This window comes from Nocardioides sp. J9 (assembly GCF_007829375.1).
Classification (GTDB): Bacteria; Actinomycetota; Actinomycetes; order Propionibacteriales; family Nocardioidaceae; genus Nocardioides.
In genome coordinates, this window is sequence record NZ_VLJQ01000126.1 from 1 (window position 1) to 19,835 (window position 19,835).

The 19,835-nt window shown below is 71.9% G+C and carries 18 protein-coding genes, 1 pseudogene and 1 riboswitch; of the genes and pseudogenes, 16 read left to right on the top strand and 3 right to left on the bottom strand.

What is annotated here, in order from left to right; all coding sequences use genetic code 11:
* Positions 1-252 precede the first annotated feature (252 nt).
* The 3 genes from otsB to L615_RS21205 all read left to right on the top strand — a co-directional run bounded on the left by otsB (position 253) and on the right by L615_RS21205 (position 2,912).
* The gene (otsB, locus tag L615_RS21195) at positions 253-1,098 is read left to right on the top strand and encodes a trehalose-phosphatase (RefSeq protein WP_145726393.1); all 846 of its coding nucleotides are present in this window, start codon (positions 253-255) and stop codon (positions 1,096-1,098) included.
* Positions 1,099-1,174: 76 nt separating this feature from the next.
* A riboswitch (SAM riboswitch) is annotated at positions 1,175-1,319 on the top strand.
* 11 nt (positions 1,320-1,330) lie between these two features.
* Positions 1,331-2,602 (top strand): threonine synthase, encoded by a 1,272-nt coding sequence (gene thrC, locus L615_RS21200; RefSeq protein WP_028656714.1) that lies wholly within the window; start codon positions 1,331-1,333, stop codon positions 2,600-2,602.
* A gap of 31 nt (positions 2,603-2,633) precedes the next feature.
* Positions 2,634-2,912 (top strand): ubiquitin-like small modifier protein 1, encoded by a 279-nt coding sequence (locus tag L615_RS21205; protein WP_028656713.1) that lies wholly within the window; start codon positions 2,634-2,636, stop codon positions 2,910-2,912.
* 70 nt (positions 2,913-2,982) lie between these two features.
* Here the strand turns inward: L615_RS21205 and L615_RS21210 are convergent, their stop codons facing one another.
* Positions 2,983-3,333, bottom strand: coding sequence for a hypothetical protein (locus L615_RS21210; protein ID WP_028656712.1), 351 nt, complete (start codon positions 3,331-3,333; stop codon positions 2,983-2,985).
* 64 nt (positions 3,334-3,397) lie between these two features.
* Positions 3,398-4,966 carry an AMP-binding protein gene (locus L615_RS21215; RefSeq protein WP_186449967.1) on the bottom strand — a complete coding sequence of 523 codons (1,569 nt, stop codon included), beginning with the start codon at positions 4,964-4,966 and terminating at the stop codon, positions 3,398-3,400.
* A 77-nt stretch (positions 4,967-5,043) separates the two neighbouring features.
* On the opposite strand from L615_RS21215, the gene L615_RS21220 reads away from it, so the two are divergent.
* The 13 genes from L615_RS21220 (at position 5,044) to L615_RS21280 (ending at position 19,614) form a co-directional block, all read left to right on the top strand.
* Entirely contained in the window at positions 5,044-5,508 is a 465-nt protein-coding gene (locus tag L615_RS21220) for an OsmC family protein (protein ID WP_028656710.1), read from the top strand.
* Positions 5,509-5,573: 65 nt separating this feature from the next.
* Positions 5,574-6,089 (top strand): SigE family RNA polymerase sigma factor, encoded by a 516-nt coding sequence (locus L615_RS21225; RefSeq protein WP_145726395.1) that lies wholly within the window; start codon positions 5,574-5,576, stop codon positions 6,087-6,089.
* A gap of 78 nt (positions 6,090-6,167) precedes the next feature.
* Positions 6,168-7,133: a hypothetical protein gene (locus L615_RS21230; protein WP_145726396.1), complete on the top strand. Its 966-nt coding sequence runs from the start codon at positions 6,168-6,170 to the stop codon at positions 7,131-7,133.
* A 152-nt stretch (positions 7,134-7,285) separates the two neighbouring features.
* The gene (gene groL / locus L615_RS21235; protein WP_028656707.1) at positions 7,286-8,914 is read left to right on the top strand and encodes a chaperonin GroEL; all 1,629 of its coding nucleotides are present in this window, start codon (positions 7,286-7,288) and stop codon (positions 8,912-8,914) included.
* 239 nt (positions 8,915-9,153) lie between these two features.
* Positions 9,154-9,543, top strand: coding sequence for a RidA family protein (locus tag L615_RS21240; RefSeq protein WP_028656706.1), 390 nt, complete (start codon positions 9,154-9,156; stop codon positions 9,541-9,543).
* A 208-nt stretch (positions 9,544-9,751) separates the two neighbouring features.
* Complete coding sequence (locus L615_RS21245) at positions 9,752-10,999, top strand: MFS transporter (protein WP_222430649.1); 1,248 nt, start codon at positions 9,752-9,754, stop codon at positions 10,997-10,999.
* A complete protein-coding gene (locus L615_RS21250; protein ID WP_028656704.1) occupies positions 10,996-14,673 on the top strand; it encodes a nitrate reductase subunit alpha in 3,678 nt (1,225 codons plus the stop codon). The genes L615_RS21245 and L615_RS21250 overlap by 4 nt, the downstream gene beginning before the upstream one ends.
* Positions 14,673-16,337 (top strand): nitrate reductase subunit beta, encoded by a 1,665-nt coding sequence (gene narH, locus L615_RS21255; protein ID WP_145726397.1) that lies wholly within the window; start codon positions 14,673-14,675, stop codon positions 16,335-16,337. Before L615_RS21250 ends, narH begins: the two co-directional genes overlap by 1 nt.
* A complete protein-coding gene (gene narJ / locus L615_RS21260; RefSeq protein WP_036518668.1) occupies positions 16,334-16,993 on the top strand; it encodes a nitrate reductase molybdenum cofactor assembly chaperone in 660 nt (219 codons plus the stop codon). The genes narH and narJ overlap by 4 nt, the downstream gene beginning before the upstream one ends.
* A gap of 2 nt (positions 16,994-16,995) precedes the next feature.
* Positions 16,996-17,712 (top strand): respiratory nitrate reductase subunit gamma, encoded by a 717-nt coding sequence (gene narI / locus L615_RS21265; RefSeq protein ID WP_028656702.1) that lies wholly within the window; start codon positions 16,996-16,998, stop codon positions 17,710-17,712.
* Positions 17,694-18,029 (top strand): cupin domain-containing protein, encoded by a 336-nt coding sequence (locus L615_RS21270; RefSeq protein WP_145726398.1) that lies wholly within the window; start codon positions 17,694-17,696, stop codon positions 18,027-18,029. The genes narI and L615_RS21270 overlap by 19 nt, the downstream gene beginning before the upstream one ends.
* A gap of 70 nt (positions 18,030-18,099) precedes the next feature.
* Complete coding sequence (locus L615_RS21275) at positions 18,100-18,714, top strand: NTP transferase domain-containing protein (RefSeq protein WP_145726399.1); 615 nt, start codon at positions 18,100-18,102, stop codon at positions 18,712-18,714.
* A 9-nt stretch (positions 18,715-18,723) separates the two neighbouring features.
* The gene (locus tag L615_RS21280) at positions 18,724-19,614 is read left to right on the top strand and encodes a MoxR family ATPase (RefSeq protein WP_028656699.1); all 891 of its coding nucleotides are present in this window, start codon (positions 18,724-18,726) and stop codon (positions 19,612-19,614) included.
* A 17-nt stretch (positions 19,615-19,631) separates the two neighbouring features.
* Here L615_RS21280 and L615_RS21285 read toward each other — a convergent pair.
* Positions 19,632-19,835 (bottom strand): annotated as a pseudogene (locus tag L615_RS21285) (IS110 family transposase); the annotation flags it as partial.

A 19,835-nucleotide genomic window follows, 5' to 3' on the forward strand; every position in this document is an offset into this window, starting at 1 on the left:
GACGAGTGCCCGCCCGGTGGTTGAGGTGCGACGAGCGCCAGCGAGGAGCCTCGAAACCTCCGGGCCTGACGGGCGGGCTGTGCCCACTACGGTCGGGTGTGCCGGTGCCGCTGGTTTCGAGGCTCGGCCGTGGGCGGCCTCGCACCTCAACCAGCGGCGGCTGGCGACGGGTCGGGTGCGCGAGCCCCGCGGAGGGATGGGATCGGCCCCACCGGACACCGTGCCCCTGTGCGGACATGGTGGGATGGAGACGTGAGGTACACGTCGATCGAGGCCGAGCAGCGGTACGACGCCGTGGTGGGTGTCGCCCCGCGCACGGTCGTCGGGCTCGACTTCGACGGCACCCTGGCCCCCATCGTCGACGACCCCACGCAGGCCCACATCCACCCCGACGGGGCGGAGGTGCTCGTCGAGCTCGCCGCCGAGGTGGCCGCGATCGCGGTCATCACCGGCCGGCCCGCGCGCCAGGCGCTCGACCTCGGCGGGCTGGAGGCGGTCGGCGACGCGCTGCAGGCCGCCGGCAAGGAGCTCTTCGTGTTCGGCCAGTACGGCAACGAGCGCTGGAGCTCGGGCCGCCGCCGCATCCTCGGCGCCCGTCCGCCACGCGGCCTGGCGGCCTTCGAGCGTGACCTGCCGCGCACCCTGCGCCGGGCCGGGGCGAGCGAGGCCTTCGTCGAGGACAAGGGGCTGGCCGTCGCGGTCCACACCCGCCGCCTGCCCGACCCGGACGCCGCCTTCGAGCGGCTGCTCCCGCCGCTCCGCGAGCTCGCGCACACCCACGGACTCGTCCTCGAGCCCGGCCGCGCCGTCATCGAGGTCCGCTCGCCGGGCTCCCACAAGGGCATGGTCGTCAACCGCCTCGCCGCGGTGCTCGACGCCGAGGGCTTCGTCTTCGCCGGCGACGACCTGGGTGACGTCGAGGCCTTCGAGGCCGTCGACGAGCTGGGCAAGCAGGGCGTGGCGACGCTGCGCGTGTGCTCGGCCTCCGACGAACAGAGCGTGCTCGTCGAGATGTCCGACGTCGTCGTACCCGGGCCCGAGGGCGTCCTCGACCTGCTGCGCAGGCTGGCGCGGGACGCCCGCGACCGTCGCGCCTGATCCCACATCCCGGACGCTCGTCTCGACATTCGGGACCCGATTCGTGGCCGGGGCCGGGTCACCCCTACTCTGATCCTGCTCATCCAGAGGGACTGAGGGAACGGCCCTGTGAAGTCCCGGCAACCGCCGCGAGCTCCCGGACGCACCAGCACAGCTGGGGTCCGTCGCGGAAACGGTGCCAAATCCGACCCGAGGCGAGAGTCGCGCGGGACAGATGAGAAGGAGGATTTCCATGAGCGCCGCCGTGACCGAGGCCCCCCGGACTGCCGGACTTCGAGAAGGTGCCTTCGGGCACGCCACCGCCCTCTCCTGCCGGGAGTGTGGCCACCGGGTCGACCTCGGCCCCTTCTACGCGTGTCCGGAGTGCTTCGGACCGCTCGAGATCGCCTACGACTTCCCGGCCGTCACCCGCGAGGAGATCGAGGCCGGCCCCCGCAACATCTGGCGCTACAAGGCGCTGCTGCCGGTCCCGACCGACATCGAGGCCAGCCCCAACACCGAGCCGGGCTTCACCCGCCTGCTCCAGGCCGACAACCTCGCCCGGGAGATCGGCATCAGCAAGCTGTGGGTGAAGGACGACTCCACCAACCCGACGAACTCGTTCAAGGACCGCGTCGTCGCCTGTGCGCTCAGCGCCGCCCGCGAGCTCGGCGCCACGGTGTTCGCCTGCCCCTCGACCGGCAACCTCGCCAACGCCGTCGCCGCGGCGGGCGCCCGCGCCGGCATCAAGACCGTCGTGTTCATCCCGAGCAACCTCGAGCAGCCCAAGCAGGTCAACTCGGCGATCTTCACCGAGAACCTCGTGGCCGTCGACGGCAACTACGACGACGTCAACAAGCTCGCCTCCGAGATCGCCGGCGAGGAGGACGGCTGGGCGTTCGTCAACGTCAACGTCCGCCCCTACTACGCCGAGGGGTCGAAGACCCTGGGCTACGAGATCGCCGAGCAGCTCGGCTGGCGCCTGCCCGACCAGGTCGTCATCCCGGTCGCCTCCGGCTCGCAGCTGACCAAGGTCGACAAGGCTTTCCAGGAGCTGATCAAGCTCGGCCTCGTCGAGGACAAGCCGTACCGGATCTTCGGCGCCCAGGCCGAGGGCTGCGGCCCGGTCGCCACGGCCTACAAGGCGGGCGTCGACGCGATCCGCCCGGTCAAGCCGGACACGATCGCCAAGAGCCTGGCCATCGGCAACCCCGCCGACGGCATCTACGTCCTCGACATCACCCGCCGCACCGGCGGTGCCGTCGAGGAGGTCACCGACGACGAGATCCGCGCCGGCATCGTGCTCCTGGCCCGCACCGAGGGCATCTTCACCGAGACCGCCGGCGGCACCACCGTCGCGGTGACGAAGAAGCTCGTCGAGACCGGCCAGCTCGACCCGGACCTCGAGACGGTCGTCATCAACACCGGCCACGGCCTCAAGACGCTCGACGCGGTCTCCGGCCAGGTCAGCGCCGCCGCGACCATCGCCCCGACCTACAGCGCCTTCAAGGCCACGGGTCTCTGAGCCACCACCCCAGCAGCAGAAGGAAGAACCCATGGCAGTCAGCGTCCGGATCCCCACCATCCTCCGCACCTACACCGGCGGCGAGTCCGAGGTCACCGCCAACGGCGCCACCGTCGCGGAGATCCTGGACGACCTCGACGCCAGCTACAGCGGCATCAAGGGGCGCATCGTCGACGAGGACGGCAAGCTGCGCCGCTTCGTCAACGTCTACGTCAACAACGACGACGTCCGCTTCGAGCAGGAGCTCGCCACCCCGACGCCCGACGGCGCCGAGGTGTCGGTGATCCCCGCCGTCGCCGGCGGCTGCTGACGTCGTACCCCTGACGCACGACGACGCCGGGCCCGCAGCAGCGGGCCCGGCGTCGTCGCATGTGTGTGGGTCAGCGCACCTCGCGCCAGCCGTCCGGCACCGGTCGTCCCTCCTTCAGGCAGTCGGTGCCCTCGTCCTCCGCGCCGATCCGCTCGATCTCGGTCCAGCCCCAGCGGTCGTGGCACTCGAACGGCCGGTTGCCGAGCGGGTCCCACTGTGCCCCCTCGGGGAGCTCGGAACCCTCGGCCGCGCAGGCCGTGCCGCCGTCGGCGAAGTGGTAGGGCGCCTCGCCCTCGCTGCACTGCCACTCGTCCCAGAACGGCGTCCCGCTGACGACGAAGTAGCCGACGACCGCGCCGACCAGCAGCACGGGGACAGCGAGGACGGCCAGGACGATGAGGACGATCGTTCGAGTACGCATGGCCCGATCGTCCGCCCCCGTCGTCATGACGTCATGAGCACAGGTGCTCAGTCGTGCCCGGGCCTCAGCCGAGCAGCTGCGTCGCGAGCTCGGCGCTGGCCGGGTAGTCGACCTTGCTGACGGGGGTGCGCGGGACCTCCTCGATGAAGAACACCGACTTCGGAACCTTGTAGTTGGCGATCAGCGACCGGCAGTGCTCACGCACGTCCTCCTCGGTGATGCTCGCCCCGTCGCGGCGCTGGACCAGCGCGGTGACCTGCTGGCCCCACCGCTCGTGCGGGGTCCCGACCACGACGGCGTCGAACACGTCGTCGTGGCGCAACAGCACCGCCTCGACCTCCTCGGGGTGCACCTTCTCGCCGCCGGTGTTGATGCAGACCGAGCCGCGGCCCAGGACGGTGACCGACCCGTCCTCCTCGCGTCGCGCGAAGTCGCCGGGCAGCACCCAGCGGACGCCGTCGACCTCCTTGAAGGTCGCCGCGGTCTTCACCGGGTCCTTGTAGTAGCCGAGCGGGACCGGGCCCGTGCGGCCGAGCAGGCCGTCGACGCCTGGCGGGCACGGCTTCATCTCCGGGTCGAAGACCTCGACCTGGTCGTTGACGGTGAACCGCGGGGCGGCTGCACCACCGTCGGTGCCGTCGTCGATGCGGGAGCCGGCGGCGCCGGACTCGGAGGAGCCGTAGGAGTCGAGGATGAAGCGGCCCGGCAGGGCGCGGCGGATCTCCTCGCGCACGCCGTCCGAGAGGGGGGCGGCGCCGTTCGAGACCGCGGCCAGGCTGGACAGGTCCCAGCGGTCCGGCTCGGCGAGGATCGCCTCCGCGACCGGGCGGCCCATCGCGTCGCCCAGGAAGGTCAGCGACACGACCCGCGCCTTCTCGACCAGGTCGAGGATGCCGGTCGCGCTGAAGCTCGGCTCGGTGTAGAGCGCGACGGTGTGGCCGGCGACCTGGCTGCCGCCGTGCATCATCGGGCCGCAGGCCAGCAGCACCATCGGGGTCTCGACCGCGACCGCCTCCTCGACGAGCTGCTCGACGGAGTCGAGCGGTGCGCCGTAGCGGCCGGCGTTGAGGGCGGCGCGGATGAGGTCCTCGATCCGCCACACCACGCCCTTGGGGCTGCCCGTGGTCCCACCGGTGTAGAGCACGTAGTGGTCGTCGCCGGAGCGGCCGTTGTCGAGGCGCTCGGCTGACGCGGCGGCCAGCGCGGCGTCGTACTCCTCGCCGAGGACGACCATCTCGCGCAGTGTGGGGGTGTCCAGCGCCTCGACCGCGTCGACGAACTCCGGCGCGATGATCGCGGCGACGCAGTCGGCGTTGTCGTAGAGGTAGGCCAGCTCGTCGTGCAGGTACTTGTAGTTGATGTTGATCGGCACCGCCCGCGCCTTGAGGCACCCGTAGAGCGCGTCGATCCACTCGATCCGGTTCGTCGCGTGCACGGCCACGTGCTCGCCCGGCTGCACGCCCAGGGACACCAGGTGGTTGGCCAGCCGGGTGGCGCGGTCGTCGACCTCCGCGAAGGTCCAGGTGCGCTCCATGGTGACGATGGCGGCGCGGTCGGGGAGCGCGTCGGCCATCGCCTCGAGGACGTCGGCGAGGTTGATCGGTCGCGGCGAGGACGGTGTGGTGGGGGTCACACGCGTAGCCTGCCAAACGAGAACGTGTTCCATCCAGCGTTCCGCGGTTTCGGTCCGGTGGCCGGGACACTGTCCCGGTGACCGACCACCACTACGCACTCGACCTGACCTGGCAGGGCAACCGCGGGACCGGTACGTCCGGCTACCGCGACTACGGGCGCGACGTCCTGCTCCGGGCGGAGGGCAAGCCCGACCTCGCCGGTTCCGCCGACCCCACCTTCCGCGGCGACGCGACGCGCTGGAACCCCGAGGAGCTGCTGCTGGCGGCGCTCGCCCAGTGCCACCTGCTGTCGTACCTGCACTCGGCGGTCAGCCACGGCATCGTCGTCACGGCGTACGACGACAGCCCCACCGGCACGATGGCCCAGGTCGGCCAGGGCGGGCACTTCACCGAGGTCGTGCTGCGCCCGCGGGTCACCATCACCGACCCGGCCCTCGTCGGGCTGGCCCGCGAGATCCACGAGGAGGCCAGCCGCAACTGCTTCATCGCCGCGTCGGTCAACTTCCCGGTGCGGCACGAGCCGGTCGTCGAGGTCGCCTGACCCGCCCGCGCGACTCGGCCGGGTCGGTCCTCCAACCTTCTGGCCCGGGTGTGCGTTGATGGGGTGTGACCACCGACGAGGAGGCGTTCCGCAGCTGGGCGGCGCGTGCGCAGCAGGACCTGCTGCGCACCGCCTTCCTGCTCACCGGTGACCGCCACCGCGCCGAGGACCTGGTCCAGGAGGCGCTGGCGAAGGTCGCCCTGCGCTGGCGCCGCCTGCGTGACGGCAACCCGACCGGCTACGCGCGGCAGGTCGTCGTGCGCGACAACATCTCGGGGTGGCGCAAGCGCCGCCGGGAGGTGCTCGGCACGGACCCGGGCCGGGGTGGCCCCGGGACGCAGGTGCGCGACCACGCGCCGGCCACGGAGCGGCGGATCGCGCTCGACGCCGCCCTCGCCGCGCTGACACCGCGGCAGCGCGCGGTGGTCGTGCTGCGCTACTACGACGACCTCACCGAGCGAGCCGCCGCCGAGGCCCTCGGGGTGAGCGTCGGCACCGTGAAGAGCCAGGCCCACCTGGCCCTGGCCCGCCTGCGCGAGGCGGCGCCCGAGCTGGCCGAGCTGCTGGGGGAGGAGGTCTGAGATGACCGGCGAACGACTGCACGAGGTGCTCCACGAACGCGTGGCGGACCTGCCCGGGGCCGACCTGGTCGACGCCGCGTGGGCCCGCGCGCGCCGGACCCGCCAGCGGCGGGCGGTGGGGCTGGCCACCCGGCCGGGGCGGAGCCCCGGGGTTCGTACGCCGGCGCGCAGGTCTGGCAGGCGCCCGACGTCGCCGACGAGCCGAACCTGCCGCGGCTGCAGGGCGGCCCGCTGCCGGCCGAGGTCGACCTCTCCGGCGCCGGGCCGGTGGCAGCCGGGATCGGGCGGGCCGTCGCGGTCTTCGAGGTCGACGACGACCGGGGCCTCGACCGGGTCGTCGCGGTGGGGGAGGACGGGACGTCGTACACGCTCGACGTGGCGGGCATCGATCCGTGGGCGGACAGCGGGGGCAACTGGCTCAGCCCGCTGTCGAGGGCAAGCCTGGCGCCGGACGGCGAGCGGGTCTTCCTGCGCCAGACCGGCGCGCTCGCCGTCTACGACTTCGGCACCGACGAGTGGACCCGCATCGACCTCGACGGGCGGGACCCCGAGGACACCTGGTGGGCCACCGACCGGTTGCTCGTCGTCCCGGCCGAGGGCGCCGCGCCAGGCCTCGTGCTCGACGCCGACGGCACCCGGGTCGACACGCCGGCGGTCGACCCGCCCCCGCCGGTGCGCCTGCTCACCGACGACGAGCCCTACGGGGTGCCGGTCGACGCCCGGGATGCCATCGCGCAGGGCCTCGTCCTCTCCGGCGACCCCTCCCGCGCCGGGCCGGACCTCCGGTCCCGGGAGGGCGTCGCGGTGCGGTGGGGCGGGCAGAGCGCGGTCCTCGTCGTGCCCGACGGCCCCGGCCGTCGGTGGCTCCAGTGCTGCCCCGTCGTGGGCTGGCTCGACGAGGCGACCGTGCTGCTCGAGTCGCGCCACTCCCGGGCCCGGGTGCTGGCCTGGCGTGCGGGCACCGAAGAGCTCAGCCGGGTCGCCGACATCCGCGGCTGGCGGGCCGGGGACGAGGCCTTCGTCGGCAGCTACGCGATCCCGTGAACCGCCCGGTCCCGGCCGCCGTTCCGAGGCCCGAGATTCACCCGACCAACTCCTGCTCTCTCCTTGCACTCGCCATGGGCGAGTGCTAAACATGATGCTGGCACTCTCGCCTTGAGAGTGATAACGGACATCGCGAAGGAATCGCAGGAGTTATGTCGAAGCTGATTGCTTTCAACGAGGAGGCCCGGCGTGGCCTCGAGCGTGGCATGAACACGCTCGCCGACGCCGTCAAGGTCACCCTTGGCCCCAAGGGCCGCAACGTCGTCCTGGAGAAGAAGTGGGGCGCCCCCACGATCACCAACGACGGTGTCTCCATCGCCAAGGAGATCGAGCTCGAGGACCCCTACGAGAAGATCGGCGCCGAGCTGGTCAAGGAGGTCGCGAAGAAGACCGACGACGTCGCCGGTGACGGTACGACGACCGCGACCGTCCTCGCCCAGGCGCTCGTCCGCGAGGGCCTGCGCAACGTGGCCGCCGGCGCGAACCCGATGGGCCTCAAGCGGGGCATCGAGGCGGCCGTGAGCGCCGTCTCCGAGCAGCTCCTGGGCATGGCCAAGGACGTCGAGACCCGCGAGCAGATCGCTGCCACCGCGACCATCTCCGCCGGCGGCGACGCCACCGTCGGTGACGCCATCGCCGAGGCGATGGACAAGGTCGGCAAGGAGGGCGTGATCACGGTCGAGGAGTCGAACACCTTCGGCATCGACCTCGAGCTCACCGAGGGCATGCGGTTCGACAAGGGCTACATCTCGGCCTACTTCGTGACCGACCCCGAGCGCATGGAGACCGTCCTCGAGGACGCCTACGTGCTCATCGCCAACAGCAAGATCAGCAACGTCAAGGACCTGCTGCCGCTGCTGGAGAAGGTCATGCAGTCGGGCAAGCCGCTCGTCATCATCGCCGAGGACGTCGACGGCGAGGCCCTGTCGACCCTGGTCGTCAACAAGATCCGCGGCACCTTCAAGTCGGTCGCCGTCAAGGCCCCCGGCTTCGGTGACCGCCGCAAGGCCATGCTGCAGGACATCGCCATCCTCACCGGTGGCCAGGTCATCTCCGAGGAGGTCGGCCTCAAGCTGGAGACCGCCGGTCTCGAGCTGCTCGGCCAGGCCCGCAAGGTCGTCATCACCAAGGACGAGACCACCATCGTCGAGGGTGCCGGCGAGCAGTCGCAGATCGAGGGCCGGGTCAACCAGATCCGCGCCGAGATCGAGAACTCCGACTCGGACTACGACCGCGAGAAGCTGCAGGAGCGCCTCGCCAAGCTGGCCGGCGGCGTCGCCGTCATCAAGGTCGGCGCGGCCACCGAGGTCGAGCTCAAGGAGCGCAAGCACCGCATCGAGGACGCTGTCCGCAACGCGAAGGCGGCCGTCGAGGAGGGCATCCTCCCCGGTGGTGGCGTCGCGCTGGTCCAGGCCGGTGCGAACGCGTTCGACAAGCTCGAGCTCGAGGGTGACGAGGCCACCGGCGCGAACATCGTGAAGGTCGCGCTCTCCGCCCCGCTCAAGCAGATCGCCATCAACGCCGGCCTCGAGGGCGGCGTCGTCGCGGAGAAGGTCGCCAACCTCCCTGCCGGTGAGGGCCTCAACGCGGCCTCCGGCGAGTACGTCGACCTGCTGGCCAACGGCATCATCGACCCGGCCAAGGTGACCCGCTCGGCGCTGCAGAACGCCGCGTCGATCGCCGCGCTGTTCCTCACCACCGAGGCCGTCGTGGCCGACAAGCCGGAGAAGGCCGCCCCCGCGGGCGACCCGACCGGCGGCATGGGCGGCATGGACTTCTGAGTCCAGCCCCACCCGCACCACAACGAGGCCCCCGCCCACGGCGGGGGCCTCGTCGCGTTTTCCACCCCCCTCCTGCCGGACGGTCGAGACGTCACTTCCGGCCTGTTGAAGCGTCACTTCCGGCTCGTCGAGTGGTCACAAGTGGCAGGTCGAGTGGTCACTTGTGGCACGTCGAGGGGTCAGATGCTGCCCGCGCAATCCGGGTGCGGCGCCACGCGGCCCCGGAGCAGGATGGCGTCATGCCTGTCGAGCTGCTGCGTGCCCCTGCCCTCGCCGACGACGTCCCCTACGCCTACGCCGCGCGGGCCCACGGCCTCGTCCTCACTGCGGGTGCCTGCCCGCTCGACGAGAGCGGTGCGGTCGCCCACGTGGGCGACGTCGCGGGGCAGGCACGCCTGGTGATGGCCAACCTCGTCACCGCCCTGGAAGCGGCGGGGTGCACGCTGGCCGACGTCGCCAAGTCCACCGTGTACGTCGCCTCGTCGGACCGCGCCGATCTGGTCGCGGCGTGGGGCGAGGTGCGCGCCGCGTTCGGCGACCACGACGCCCCCAGCACGCTGCTCGGCGTCACCGTGCTCGGCTACCCCGACCAGCTCGTCGAGGTCGAGGCGATCGCCGTCGCCCCCTGACGGTCCGCGCCTGATCGGCGCGAACCGGGACGGAGTCCCGCCCGGTGCCACCCGGACGGCCCGGGTCCTCGGCCCCGGGGTCGTCCCCGCCCCAGGTCATCTCCGCCTCAGGGACTTTTGCCCTGTTGCCGAGGGCCGTCCATGGGCCATGGTGGATGTCGAAGCTGTGGGGCCGGTCGAGGGAGCCCGGCACCCGGAGGAGGCGACGATGCGGACCACCGGACGAGCGCAGGGAGCCACCAGGGCGGCACGCCACACATCCGCCACCCCCTGGGTGATGCTGGGCATGGCGACGCTCGGCTTCGTCGTGAACTTCTGGGCGTGGGCCCTGCTGAGCCCGCTCGGCCCGCTGTTCCGCGACACCGGTGACCTGGGCGACCTCAGCGAGTCGGACGTCTCGCTGCTCGTGGCCGTCCCGGTCGTCGTCGGTTCGCTGGGACGCATCGTGGTCGGCGCGCTCACCGACCGCTTCGGCGGGCGGGTGATGTTCCCGCTCGTCTCGCTCGCGACCGTCGTGCCGGTCCTCTTCGTCGCGTTCTTCGCGCTCGACTCCTACGCGCTGCTGCTCGTCGGGGGCTTCTTCCTCGGGATCGGCGGCACGGCGTTCGCGGTCGGCGTGCCCTTCGTCAACGCCTGGTTCCCGCCGGAGCGTCGCGGCCTCGCGGTCGGCATCTTCGGCGCCGGCATGGGCGGCACCGCCATCAGCGCGCTGACGACCGTGCCGCTGTACGACGACGCGGGGGAGCGCGCGCCGTTCCTGATCACCGCCGCCGTGCTCGTCGTGTACGGCGTCGTGGCGTGGCTCGTCCTGCGCGACGCGCCCGGTCGCACGGTGCCCTCGGCGCCGCTCGGGCAGCGGCTCGCTGCGACGGCGAGGCTGCGGATCACCTGGCAGGCGTGCGTCCTCTACGCGATCGCGTTCGGCGGCTACGTCGCGTTCTCAGTCTACCTGCCGGCCTACCTCAAGACCGCGCACGGGCTGACGGCGGCCGACGCGTCGAACCGGATGGCCGGCTTCGTCGTGGTCGCGGTGCTGATGCGTCCCGTCGGCGGCTGGCTCGCCGACCGGATCGGCTCGGTGCAGGTGCTCGGGGTCGGGTTCACCGTCGTCACGGTCTGCGCCGCCGTGGCCGCGGGGACACCTCCGCTGGAGGCCGGCGGGACGGTGGCCTTCCTGGCCATGGCGGCCGCGCTCGGTGCGGCCAGCGGTGCCACCTTCGCCCTCGTCGCGCAGGTGACCGAGCCGAGCCGGGTCGGCGGTGTCACCGGGCTGGTCGGTGCCGCGGGCGGCCTCGGCGGGTTCGTGCCCCCGCTGGTCATGGGCTACGTCTACGGCCGCACCGACTCCTACGCGATCGGGCTGTGGCTGCTGGCTGTCGCTGCCGCCGCCGCGCTCGTCCTCACCTTCACCATCGTCAGCCGCACTGCCACCGCGCCGAAGGAGACTGTCGCATGACCGACCTCGAGTCCCGACTCCAGCGGGTGGCCATCGGGTCGCGCCGGTTCTTCACGAAGGCGGAGGTCAGCGACGACGCCCGGGCGCTGTTCAGGAGCGGTGGCCGCGAGGGCGACGTCTTCTACCGCGACCGCTGGAGCCACGACAAGGTCGTGCGCAGCACCCACGGCGTCAACTGCACGGGTTCGTGCTCGTGGAAGGTCTACGTCAAGGACGGGATCATCACCTGGGAGGCGCAGCAGACCGACTACCCGAGCGCTGGTCCCGACCGACCGGAGTACGAGCCCCGTGGCTGCCCGCGCGGGGCCGCCTTCTCCTGGTACACCTATAGCCCGACCCGGGTGCGCTACCCGTACGTGCGGGGCGTGCTGCTCGACATGTTCCGCGCCGCGAAGCAGCAGTACGGCGACCCGGTGGTCGCCTGGGGCTCGATCGTCCAGGACGCCGAGAAGGCCCGGGCCTACAAGCGAGCCCGGGGCAAGGGCGGCCTGGTGCGGGCCTCCTGGGACGAGGTGGTCGAGCTCGTCGCCGCGGCCCACGTCTACACCGTCAAGCGCTGGGGCCCGGACCGGATCGCCGGCTTCTCCCCGATCCCCGCGATGTCGCCGGTGTCGTACACGTCGGGGGCGCGCTTCCTCGAGCTCATCGGCGCGCCGATGCTCTCCTTCTACGACTGGTACGCCGACCTGCCGAACGCCTCGCCGCAGATGTTCGGCGACCAGACCGACGTCCCCGAGTCGGGGGACTGGTGGGACGCGGGCTACCTGATCATGTGGGGCTCGAACGTCCCGATGACCCGCACGCCCGACGCGCACTGGATGACCGAGGCGCGCTACCGCGGGCAGAAGGTCGTCGCGGTGGCGCCGGACTACGCCGAGAACGTGAAGTTCGCCGACGAGTGGGTCAGCCCGGCGCCCGGCACCGACGGCGCCCTCGCCCTGGCGATGGGACACGTCGTGCTCAAGGAGTACTTCGTCGATCGCGAGGTGCCCTTCTTCACCGACTACAACAAGCGCTACACCGACCTGCCCCACCTCGTCTGCCTCGAGCCGACCACGGACGGCGCCTGGCGTCCCGGGAAGTTCCTGGTCGCCGGCGACATCGACCACCCCGAGGGCGGCACCGAGAACGCGATGTGGAAGCCCGCCGTCCTCGACGCGACGACCCGCGAGGTGCGCATCCCCAACGGCGCCCTCGGGCACCGCTTCGGCGAGGAGGGGATGGGCCGCTGGAACCTCGAGCTCGGCGACATCGACCCCGCGCTGAGCGTGCACCAGCTCCGCGACGACGCCGTCGAGGTCGAGCTGCCGCGCTTCGACGCGGCGGACGGCAAGGTCCGCCACCACCGCCGCGGCGTCCCCGTGGTCCGCGTCGGCGACCGCCTCGTCACCACCGTCCTCGACCTGGCGCTGGCCCAGTACGGCGTCGCGCGCGACGGCCTCCCCGGGCAGTGGCCCGCCGGTGACGACGACCCGGACGGCGTCGCCACGCCGGCCTGGCAGGAGCAGCACACCGGCGTACCGGCCGCCCAGGTCCGGCGCCTGGCCCGGGAGTGGGCGCAGAACGCGATCGACACCCAGGGCCGCGGGATGATCCTGATGGGCGCCGGGGTCAACCACTGGTACCACTCCGACCAGATCTACCGGGCGATGCTGGTCCTGACCACGATCACCGGGTGCCAGGGCCGCAACGGCGGCGGCTGGGCCCACTACGTCGGCCAGGAGAAGGTCCGCCCCCTGATGGGCTTCCAGCACCTCGCCTTCGCCCTCGACTGGCACCGGCCGCCGCGCCACATGAACCAGACCGCGTACTGGTACGTGAACACCAGCCAGTACCGCTACGACACCTTCAGCGCCGACGACCTCGACGCCGGCACCGGCATCTTCGCCGGCAGCAGCGTCATGGACCTGCTGGCGCAGTCGGTGCGGCTGGGGTGGACGCCGAGCTACCCGACCTTCGACCGCAGCAGCCTGCAGGTCGCCGACGACGCGGCCGCCGCGGGGATGGAGGTGCCGGCATACGTCGCGCAGCAGCTGAAGGAGGGGACGCTCCGCTTCGCGGTCGAGGACCCCGAGCACGAGGACAACCACCCCCGGATCCTCGACCTGTGGCGGTCCAACCTGCTCGGCAGCTCGGCCAAGGGCAACGAGTACTTCCTGCGCCACCTGCTCGGCACCGACAGCGCCGCGACCGCGCAGGAGGCGGCGCCCGACCAGCGACCGCGCACCGTCCGGTGGGCCGACGAGGCGCCCGAGGGCAAGCTCGACCTGCTGATGACCATCGACTTCAGGATGACCAGCAGCACCATCCTCAGCGACGTCGTGCTGCCGGCGGCCACCTGGTACGAGAAGCACGACCTGTCGACGACCGACATGCACCCCTTCGTGCACTCCTTCAACCCGGCGATCCCGCCACCGTGGGAGACCAAGTCGGACTGGGACGCCTGGCTGCTCGTCGCCAAACGGTTCTCCGAGCTCGCGGTCGACCACCTCGGCACCCGCCGCGACGTCGTCGCGAAGCCGCTGTGGCACGACACGCCCGAGGCGATGGCGACCGAGCACGGCGTGGTCAGGGACTGGCGGCTGGGCGAGTGCGAGCCGGTCCCGGGGCGCACGATGCCGGTGATCGCGGTCGCCGAGCGCGACTACACGGCCGTCCACGACAAGATGACGACGGTCGGCCCGCTGCTGGAGGGGGCCGGGATGCTCACCAAGGGCGTGCGGTACGACGTGCACCGCGAGGTCGACATCCTGCGCCAGCGCCACGGCGTGGCGGGCGCCGGCGCGGGTCGGGGCCAGCCGCGGCTGGAGACCGACGTGCAGGTGGCGGACGCGATCCTCCACCTCGCCGGGGTCTCCAACGGCCACCTGGCGACCCAGGGCTTCCGCTTCCTCGAGCAGCGCACCGGCACCCACCTGGCCGACCTGGCGGCCGAGCACGAGGGCAAGCAGATCACCTTCCGCGACACCCAGGTCGCGCCGGTCCCGGTGATCACCTCGCCCGAGTGGTCGGGCTCGGAGTCCGGTGGCCGCCGCTACAGCCCGTTCACGATCAACATCGAGCGGCACAAGCCCTTCCACACCCTCACCGGCCGGCAGCAGCTCTACATCGACCACGACTGGTTCCTCGGCACCGGCGAGATGCTGCCCACCTACCGACCACCGCTGGACATGACGGCCCTGTTCGGGGAGCCGCGGATCGGGGAGCAGGGCGAGCTCGGCGTCGCCGTGCGCTACCTGACCCCGCACAACAAGTGGTCGATCCACAGCGAGTACCAGGACAACCTCTTCATGCTCTCGCTCTCGCGCGGCGGCCAGTCGGTGTGGATGTCCGACCGCGACGCCGCGAAGATCGGCGTGCGCGACAACGACTGGATCGAGATGGTCAACCGCAACGGCGTCGTCGCCGCCCGCGCGATCGTGAGCCACCGGATGCCGGAGGGCACGGTCTACATGCACCACGCCCAGGACCGGCTCATCGACGTCCCGCTCACCGAGCGGGACCGCAAGCGCGGCGGCATCCACAACAGCCTCACCCGGATCCTGCTCAAGCCCAACCACCTGGTCGGCGGCTACGCGCAGCTCGCCTACTTCTTCAACTACATCGGACCGATCGGCAACAACCGTGACGAGGTCACGACGATCCGCAAGCGCACGGTGGAGGTCGAGTACTGATGCGAGTCATGGCCCAGATGGCGATGGTGATGAACCTCGACAAGTGCATCGGGTGCCACACCTGCTCGGTCACCTGCAAGCAGGCCTGGACCAACCGCACCGGCACCGAGTACGTCTGGTTCAACAACGTCGAGACCCGCCCCGGGCTCGGCTACCCGCGCACCTACGAGGACCAGGACCAGTGGCAGGGCGGCTGGATCCGCAAGCGCAACGGGCGGCTCGCGCTGCGCAGCGGCGGACGGCTGAAGAAGCTGGCGACCATCTTCTCCAACCCGAAGCTGCCGTCGATCGAGGACTACTACGAGCCCTGGACCTACGACTACGAGACCTTGCTCAGCTCGCCGCAGACCGACACCTTCCCGGTCGCCCGGCCGAAGAGCCTGCTGTCCGGCAAGGACATGGACGTCGAGTGGTCGGCCAACTGGGACGACGACCTCGGCGGCTCGCCCGAGCACGCGGCAAGCGACGTCATGCTCCGCGGGATCGAGGACAAGGTGCGCCTCGAGTTCGAGCAGACCTTCATGTTCTACCTGCCGCGGATCTGCGAGCACTGCCTCAACCCGTCGTGCGCGGCCTCCTGCCCCTCGGGCGCGATCTACAAGCGCGCCGAGGACGGCATCGTGCTCGTCGACCAGGACCGCTGCCGCGGCTGGCGGATGTGCGTCTCCGGCTGCCCCTACAAGAAGGTCTACTTCAACCACAAGACCGGCAAGGCCGAGAAGTGCACCTTCTGCTACCCCCGGGTCGAGGTCGGCATCCCCACCGTCTGCTCGGAGACCTGCGTGGGCCGGCTGCGCTACCTCGGCCTGGTCCTCTATGACGCCGACAAGGTGCTCGAGGCGGCGAGCATCGAGGACGAGCACGCGCTGTACGACGCCCAGCGGGCCTGCTTCCTCGACCCGCACGACCCCGCCGTCCGGCAGGCGGCGGCCGACGCCGGCATCCCCGCCGACTGGATCGAGGCCGCGCAGCGCTCGCCGGTGTGGCGGCTCATCAACGAGTACGAGGTCGCGCTGCCGCTGCACCCGGAGTACCGCACCATGCCGATGGTCTGGTACATCCCGCCCCTCTCCCCGGTCGTCGACGCCGTCCGCGACACCGGTGAGGACGCCGAGGACCGGGGCAACCTGTTCGCTGCCATCGACGCACTGCGGATCCCGGTCGAGTACCTCGCGAACCTCTTCACCGCAGGCGACACGGCCCCCGTCGACCGGGTGCTGCGCAAGCTCGCCGCGATGCGGTCCTACCTGCGCGACATCAACCTCGGCCGGGAGGTCGACGAGTCCATCCCCGCCGCGGTCGGGATGACGGGGGAGCAGCTCTACGAGATGTTCCGGTTGCTCGCCATCGCCAAGTACGACGAGCGCTACGTCATCCCGCCGGCGCACGCCGAGCAGGCGCACGCCCTCGAGGAGCTCGTCACCGACTGCCCGGTCGCGGAGCACGACGGCCAGTCGGGCCTGTTCGGCGAGGGCTCGGGCTACCCGACCCCCGTCGCGATCGAGAACTTCCGCATGCTGCAGGAGCGCCAGACCAGCGACACCCTGGCCGCACCGGACGACAAGGCGAGCCGCGTCAACCTGCTGAACTGGGACGGCAAGGGCGTGCCCGAGGGGCTGTTCCCGCCACGCAGCGACGGGAGCTCCGGAGGGAGGCCGGCATGAGGCGCCGTCGCAGCCGCCGCGACGTGCGGCCGGTGTGGGCCGCGTGCGCAGCGCTGCTGGACTACCCGACGGCCGGGCTGCAGGCCGCGCTCGACGACATCGAGGCGCTGGTCCCCGGGGACGCCGACCTCGCCGGCCTGGCCGACCACCTGCGGCGTACCCCGCTCACCGCCCTGCAGGAGCAGTACGTCGCGACCTTCGACCACACCCGCAAGTGCGCCCTGCACCTGACCTACTTCGCCCACGGCGACACCCGCCGGCGTGGCCGGGCGCTGCTGCGCTTCAAGGAGGTGTACCGCAACGCCGGCGTCACGTGGGACGACACGACCGGCGAGCTGCCCGACCACCTGTGCGCCGTGCTCCAGCTCGGTGCCACGGTCGACGTGGACGTGGCCGCGCAGCTGCTCGCCGACCACCGGGCCGGCGTCGAGATGCTGCGGCTCGCCCTGACCGGGTGGCGCAACGACGACGGCACCACCGGCTCCCCGTGGGCCGGCGCCCTGGTCTCCCTCTGCGCCACGCTGCCGGAGCTGCGCGGCGACGAGGCGGAAGCCGTGCGCCGCCTGGTGGAGCAGGGGCCGCCGGCCGAGGAGGTCGGCCTCGACGGCTACGGACCGCCGCTGATCGCCCCTGCGACGCTGAAGGTGAGGGCCTGAGCATGGACGTCTTCTTGTGGGTGATCGTGCCGTACCTCTGCCTCGCGACCTTCGTCGTCGGGCACTTCTGGCGCTATCGCTACGACAAGTTCGGGTGGACCACCCGGTCCTCGCAGCTCTACGAGAACCGCCTGCTGCGGCTCGGCTCGCCGCTGTTCCACTTCGGCATGCTGGGCGTCGTGGGCGGCCACGTGATCGGGCTGCTGGTGCCCCGCAGCTGGACCGAGGCCATCGGCGTCGACGACCACCTCTACCACCTCGTCGCCGTCGTCGGTGGCCTCGTGGCGGGCGTGATGACGGTGGTCGGGATGGCGATCCTCGTCTACCGGCGACGCACGGTCGGGCCGGTCTTCTCCGCCACGACCCCCATGGACAAGGTCATGTACGCCTTCCTGGGCGCCGTGATCGTGCTGGGGATGTGGAACACCGTCGCGGGGTCGATCTTCACGCTCGGCGGGGAGTACAACTACCGCGAGGGCGTGTCGATCTGGTACCGCTCGTTCCTCGCCTTCCAGTCCGACGCCGCCCTCATGGCCGACGCCCCGATCGGGTTCCAGCTCCACGCCCTGGTCGCCTTCGGCCTGTTCGCGCTGTGGCCGTTCACCCGGCTGGTGCACGTGTTCAGTGCCCCGCTCGGTTACCTCACCCGGCCCTACATCGTCTACCGGAGCCGCGACGAGCGGTTCGGAAGGAGCACGCCATGGAGTCCACGAACCTGACCGACCTCGCCGTACGGCAGCTCGACGCCGCGCGAGAGGCGTCCAGCGGCCGGGCCGCGGTCACGGTGCACGGTGGCCGGGAGCACCGGTTGCGGCAGACCGTCATCGCCCTGCGCGCCGGGGAGCGGCTCGGGGAGCACGACGCACCGGACGAGGCAACGCTGCAGGTCCTCGAGGGCGAGGTCGCCCTGCACGCCGGCGGTGACACCTGGCGCGGACGCGTTGGCGACCACCTCGCCATCCCGCAGCAACGCCACGACCTCGAGGCCCTCAGCGACGCCGCGGTGCTGCTCACCGTCGCCAACCACGAGCGCTGAGGTCCGGCCGCCAGCCGGCAGCAGCCGGCACCTCCTGTCCGGAGTTGCCGGGCGGCATAGGCTCGGCCACGTGGCCCACGGACTGCTGCTCGCGGCCGGCGCCGGCACCCGGATGGGGATGCCGAAGGCGCTCGTGCGCGACGACGCCGGGCGGCCCTGGCTGACCCGGGCCGTCGCGGTGCTGCTCGACGGCGGCTGCCCCCAGGTGACCGTCGTGCTCGGCGCCGCCGCCGACGAGGCGCAGCAGCTGCTAGCGCGGAGCGAGCCGGGGGACGAGCTGGTGGACGCGCGGGTGCACGTCGTCCGTTCCCGGGCGTGGCAGTCCGGGATGGGCGCCTCGCTGCGCACCGGGCTGCGCTCGCTCGCCGACGCCGGCACGACCACCACTGCCGCGCTCGTGCACCTCGTCGACCTGCCCGACGTCACCGCGGAGGTGGTGGCGCGGGTGCTCGAGCACAACACCGGCGACCCGGCGGCGCTCGCCCGGGCGTCGTACCTCGGCCGGCCGGGGCACCCGGTGCTGATCGGCCGTGACCACTGGGCCGGCGTCAGCGACTCCGCAGCCGGCGACCGCGGGGCGCGGCGCTACCTCTCCGTCCGCGACCCGTGGCTGGTCGAGTGCGGCGACCTGGCGTCCGGCCGGGACGTCGACGAGCCAACCTCGGACCAACGGCCGGCTCAATAGCCTCGCGCCATGGACGCCCGTGTCGCCGAGCTGTCGCGCCGGTTGGGGGAGACCGGCTACCTGTGCGACGACGACCTCGCGACGGTGCTCTTCCTGTCGCTGGAGATGGGCCGCCCCCTGCTGCTCGAGGGCGAGCCGGGCACGGGCAAGACAGCGCTGGCCGAGGCGATCTCGACCGCGCTGGAGCGGCCGCTCATCCGGCTGCAGTGCTACGAGGGCATCGACGCCACGCAGGCGCTCTACGACTGGGACTTCCCGCGCCAGATCCTGCACCTGCGCGCGATCGAGGCGGTCGTCGGCGGTGGGGGCGAGCGCGGGGCCGCGCAGGTCGAGGAGGCCGAGAAGAGCCTGTACGACGAGCGCTTCCTGCTCGCCCGGCCGGTGCTGGCCGCGCTGCAGCAGAGCCCGGCGGTGCTGCTGATCGACGAGGTGGACCGGGCCGACGACGAGTTCGAGGCCTTCCTGCTGGAGGTGCTCTCGACCTTCCAGGTCACCATCCCCGAGCTCGGCACGGTGCAGGCCGCGGTGCCGCCGACGGTGGTGCTGACCTCCAACCGCACCCGCGAGCTGCACGACGCGCTGAAGCGACGCTGCCTCTACCACTGGATCGACCACCCCGGGCTGGAGCGGGAGGTCGCGATCGTCCGCTCCCGCGCGCCGGAGGTCAGCGCCGAGCTGGCCGGGCAGGTGGTCGGTGTCGTGCAGCAGCTGCGGGCCGGTGGCGACCTGCTCAAGCCGCCCGGGGTCGCGGAGACCCTCGACTGGGCCCGCGCGCTGCAGCACCTCGGTACGGTCGAGCTCGACGTCGAGACCGCTGCCCGGACGCTGGGGGCGCTGGTGAAGTACCGCGACGACGCCGCCCGTGTGAGCGCCGCGCTGGACCGGATGCTCGCGCGATGAGTAGCCCTGTGTCAACGTCAGGCCGCTTCGACACCGCTGAGCAGTGCCTGGAGGGCGCCGTGCTGGTGGGGGTCGTAGGCGGTCTGGTTCTGCCAGCATCGCCAGATCACGCCGAGCCAGGCGCGGGCCAGGATGCGGGTGGCGTGGGGGTGGTCCTTGCCGCGGGCGAGGGCGTCGTTGTAGATCTTCGCGGCCCAGGGGTTGGCTCGGCGGGAGTCGCC

Coding starts and splice junctions, on each gene's coding strand:
- narH (WP_145726397.1), top strand. CDS start 14,673: ATGCGAGTCATGGCCCAGATGGCGATGGTGATGAACCTCGACAAGTGC.
- L615_RS21245 (WP_222430649.1), top strand. CDS start 9,752: ATGCGGACCACCGGACGAGCGCAGGGAGCCACCAGGGCGGCACGCCAC.
- groL (WP_028656707.1), top strand. CDS start 7,286: ATGTCGAAGCTGATTGCTTTCAACGAGGAGGCCCGGCGTGGCCTCGAG.
- L615_RS21205 (WP_028656713.1), top strand. CDS start 2,634: ATGGCAGTCAGCGTCCGGATCCCCACCATCCTCCGCACCTACACCGGC.
- L615_RS21210 (WP_028656712.1), bottom strand. CDS start 3,333: ATGCGTACTCGAACGATCGTCCTCATCGTCCTGGCCGTCCTCGCTGTC.
- narI (WP_028656702.1), top strand. CDS start 16,996: ATGGACGTCTTCTTGTGGGTGATCGTGCCGTACCTCTGCCTCGCGACC.
- thrC (WP_028656714.1), top strand. CDS start 1,331: ATGAGCGCCGCCGTGACCGAGGCCCCCCGGACTGCCGGACTTCGAGAA.
- L615_RS21240 (WP_028656706.1), top strand. CDS start 9,154: ATGCCTGTCGAGCTGCTGCGTGCCCCTGCCCTCGCCGACGACGTCCCC.
- L615_RS21270 (WP_145726398.1), top strand. CDS start 17,694: ATGGAGTCCACGAACCTGACCGACCTCGCCGTACGGCAGCTCGACGCC.
- L615_RS21280 (WP_028656699.1), top strand. CDS start 18,724: ATGGACGCCCGTGTCGCCGAGCTGTCGCGCCGGTTGGGGGAGACCGGC.
- narJ (WP_036518668.1), top strand. CDS start 16,334: ATGAGGCGCCGTCGCAGCCGCCGCGACGTGCGGCCGGTGTGGGCCGCG.
- L615_RS21250 (WP_028656704.1), top strand. CDS start 10,996: ATGACCGACCTCGAGTCCCGACTCCAGCGGGTGGCCATCGGGTCGCGC.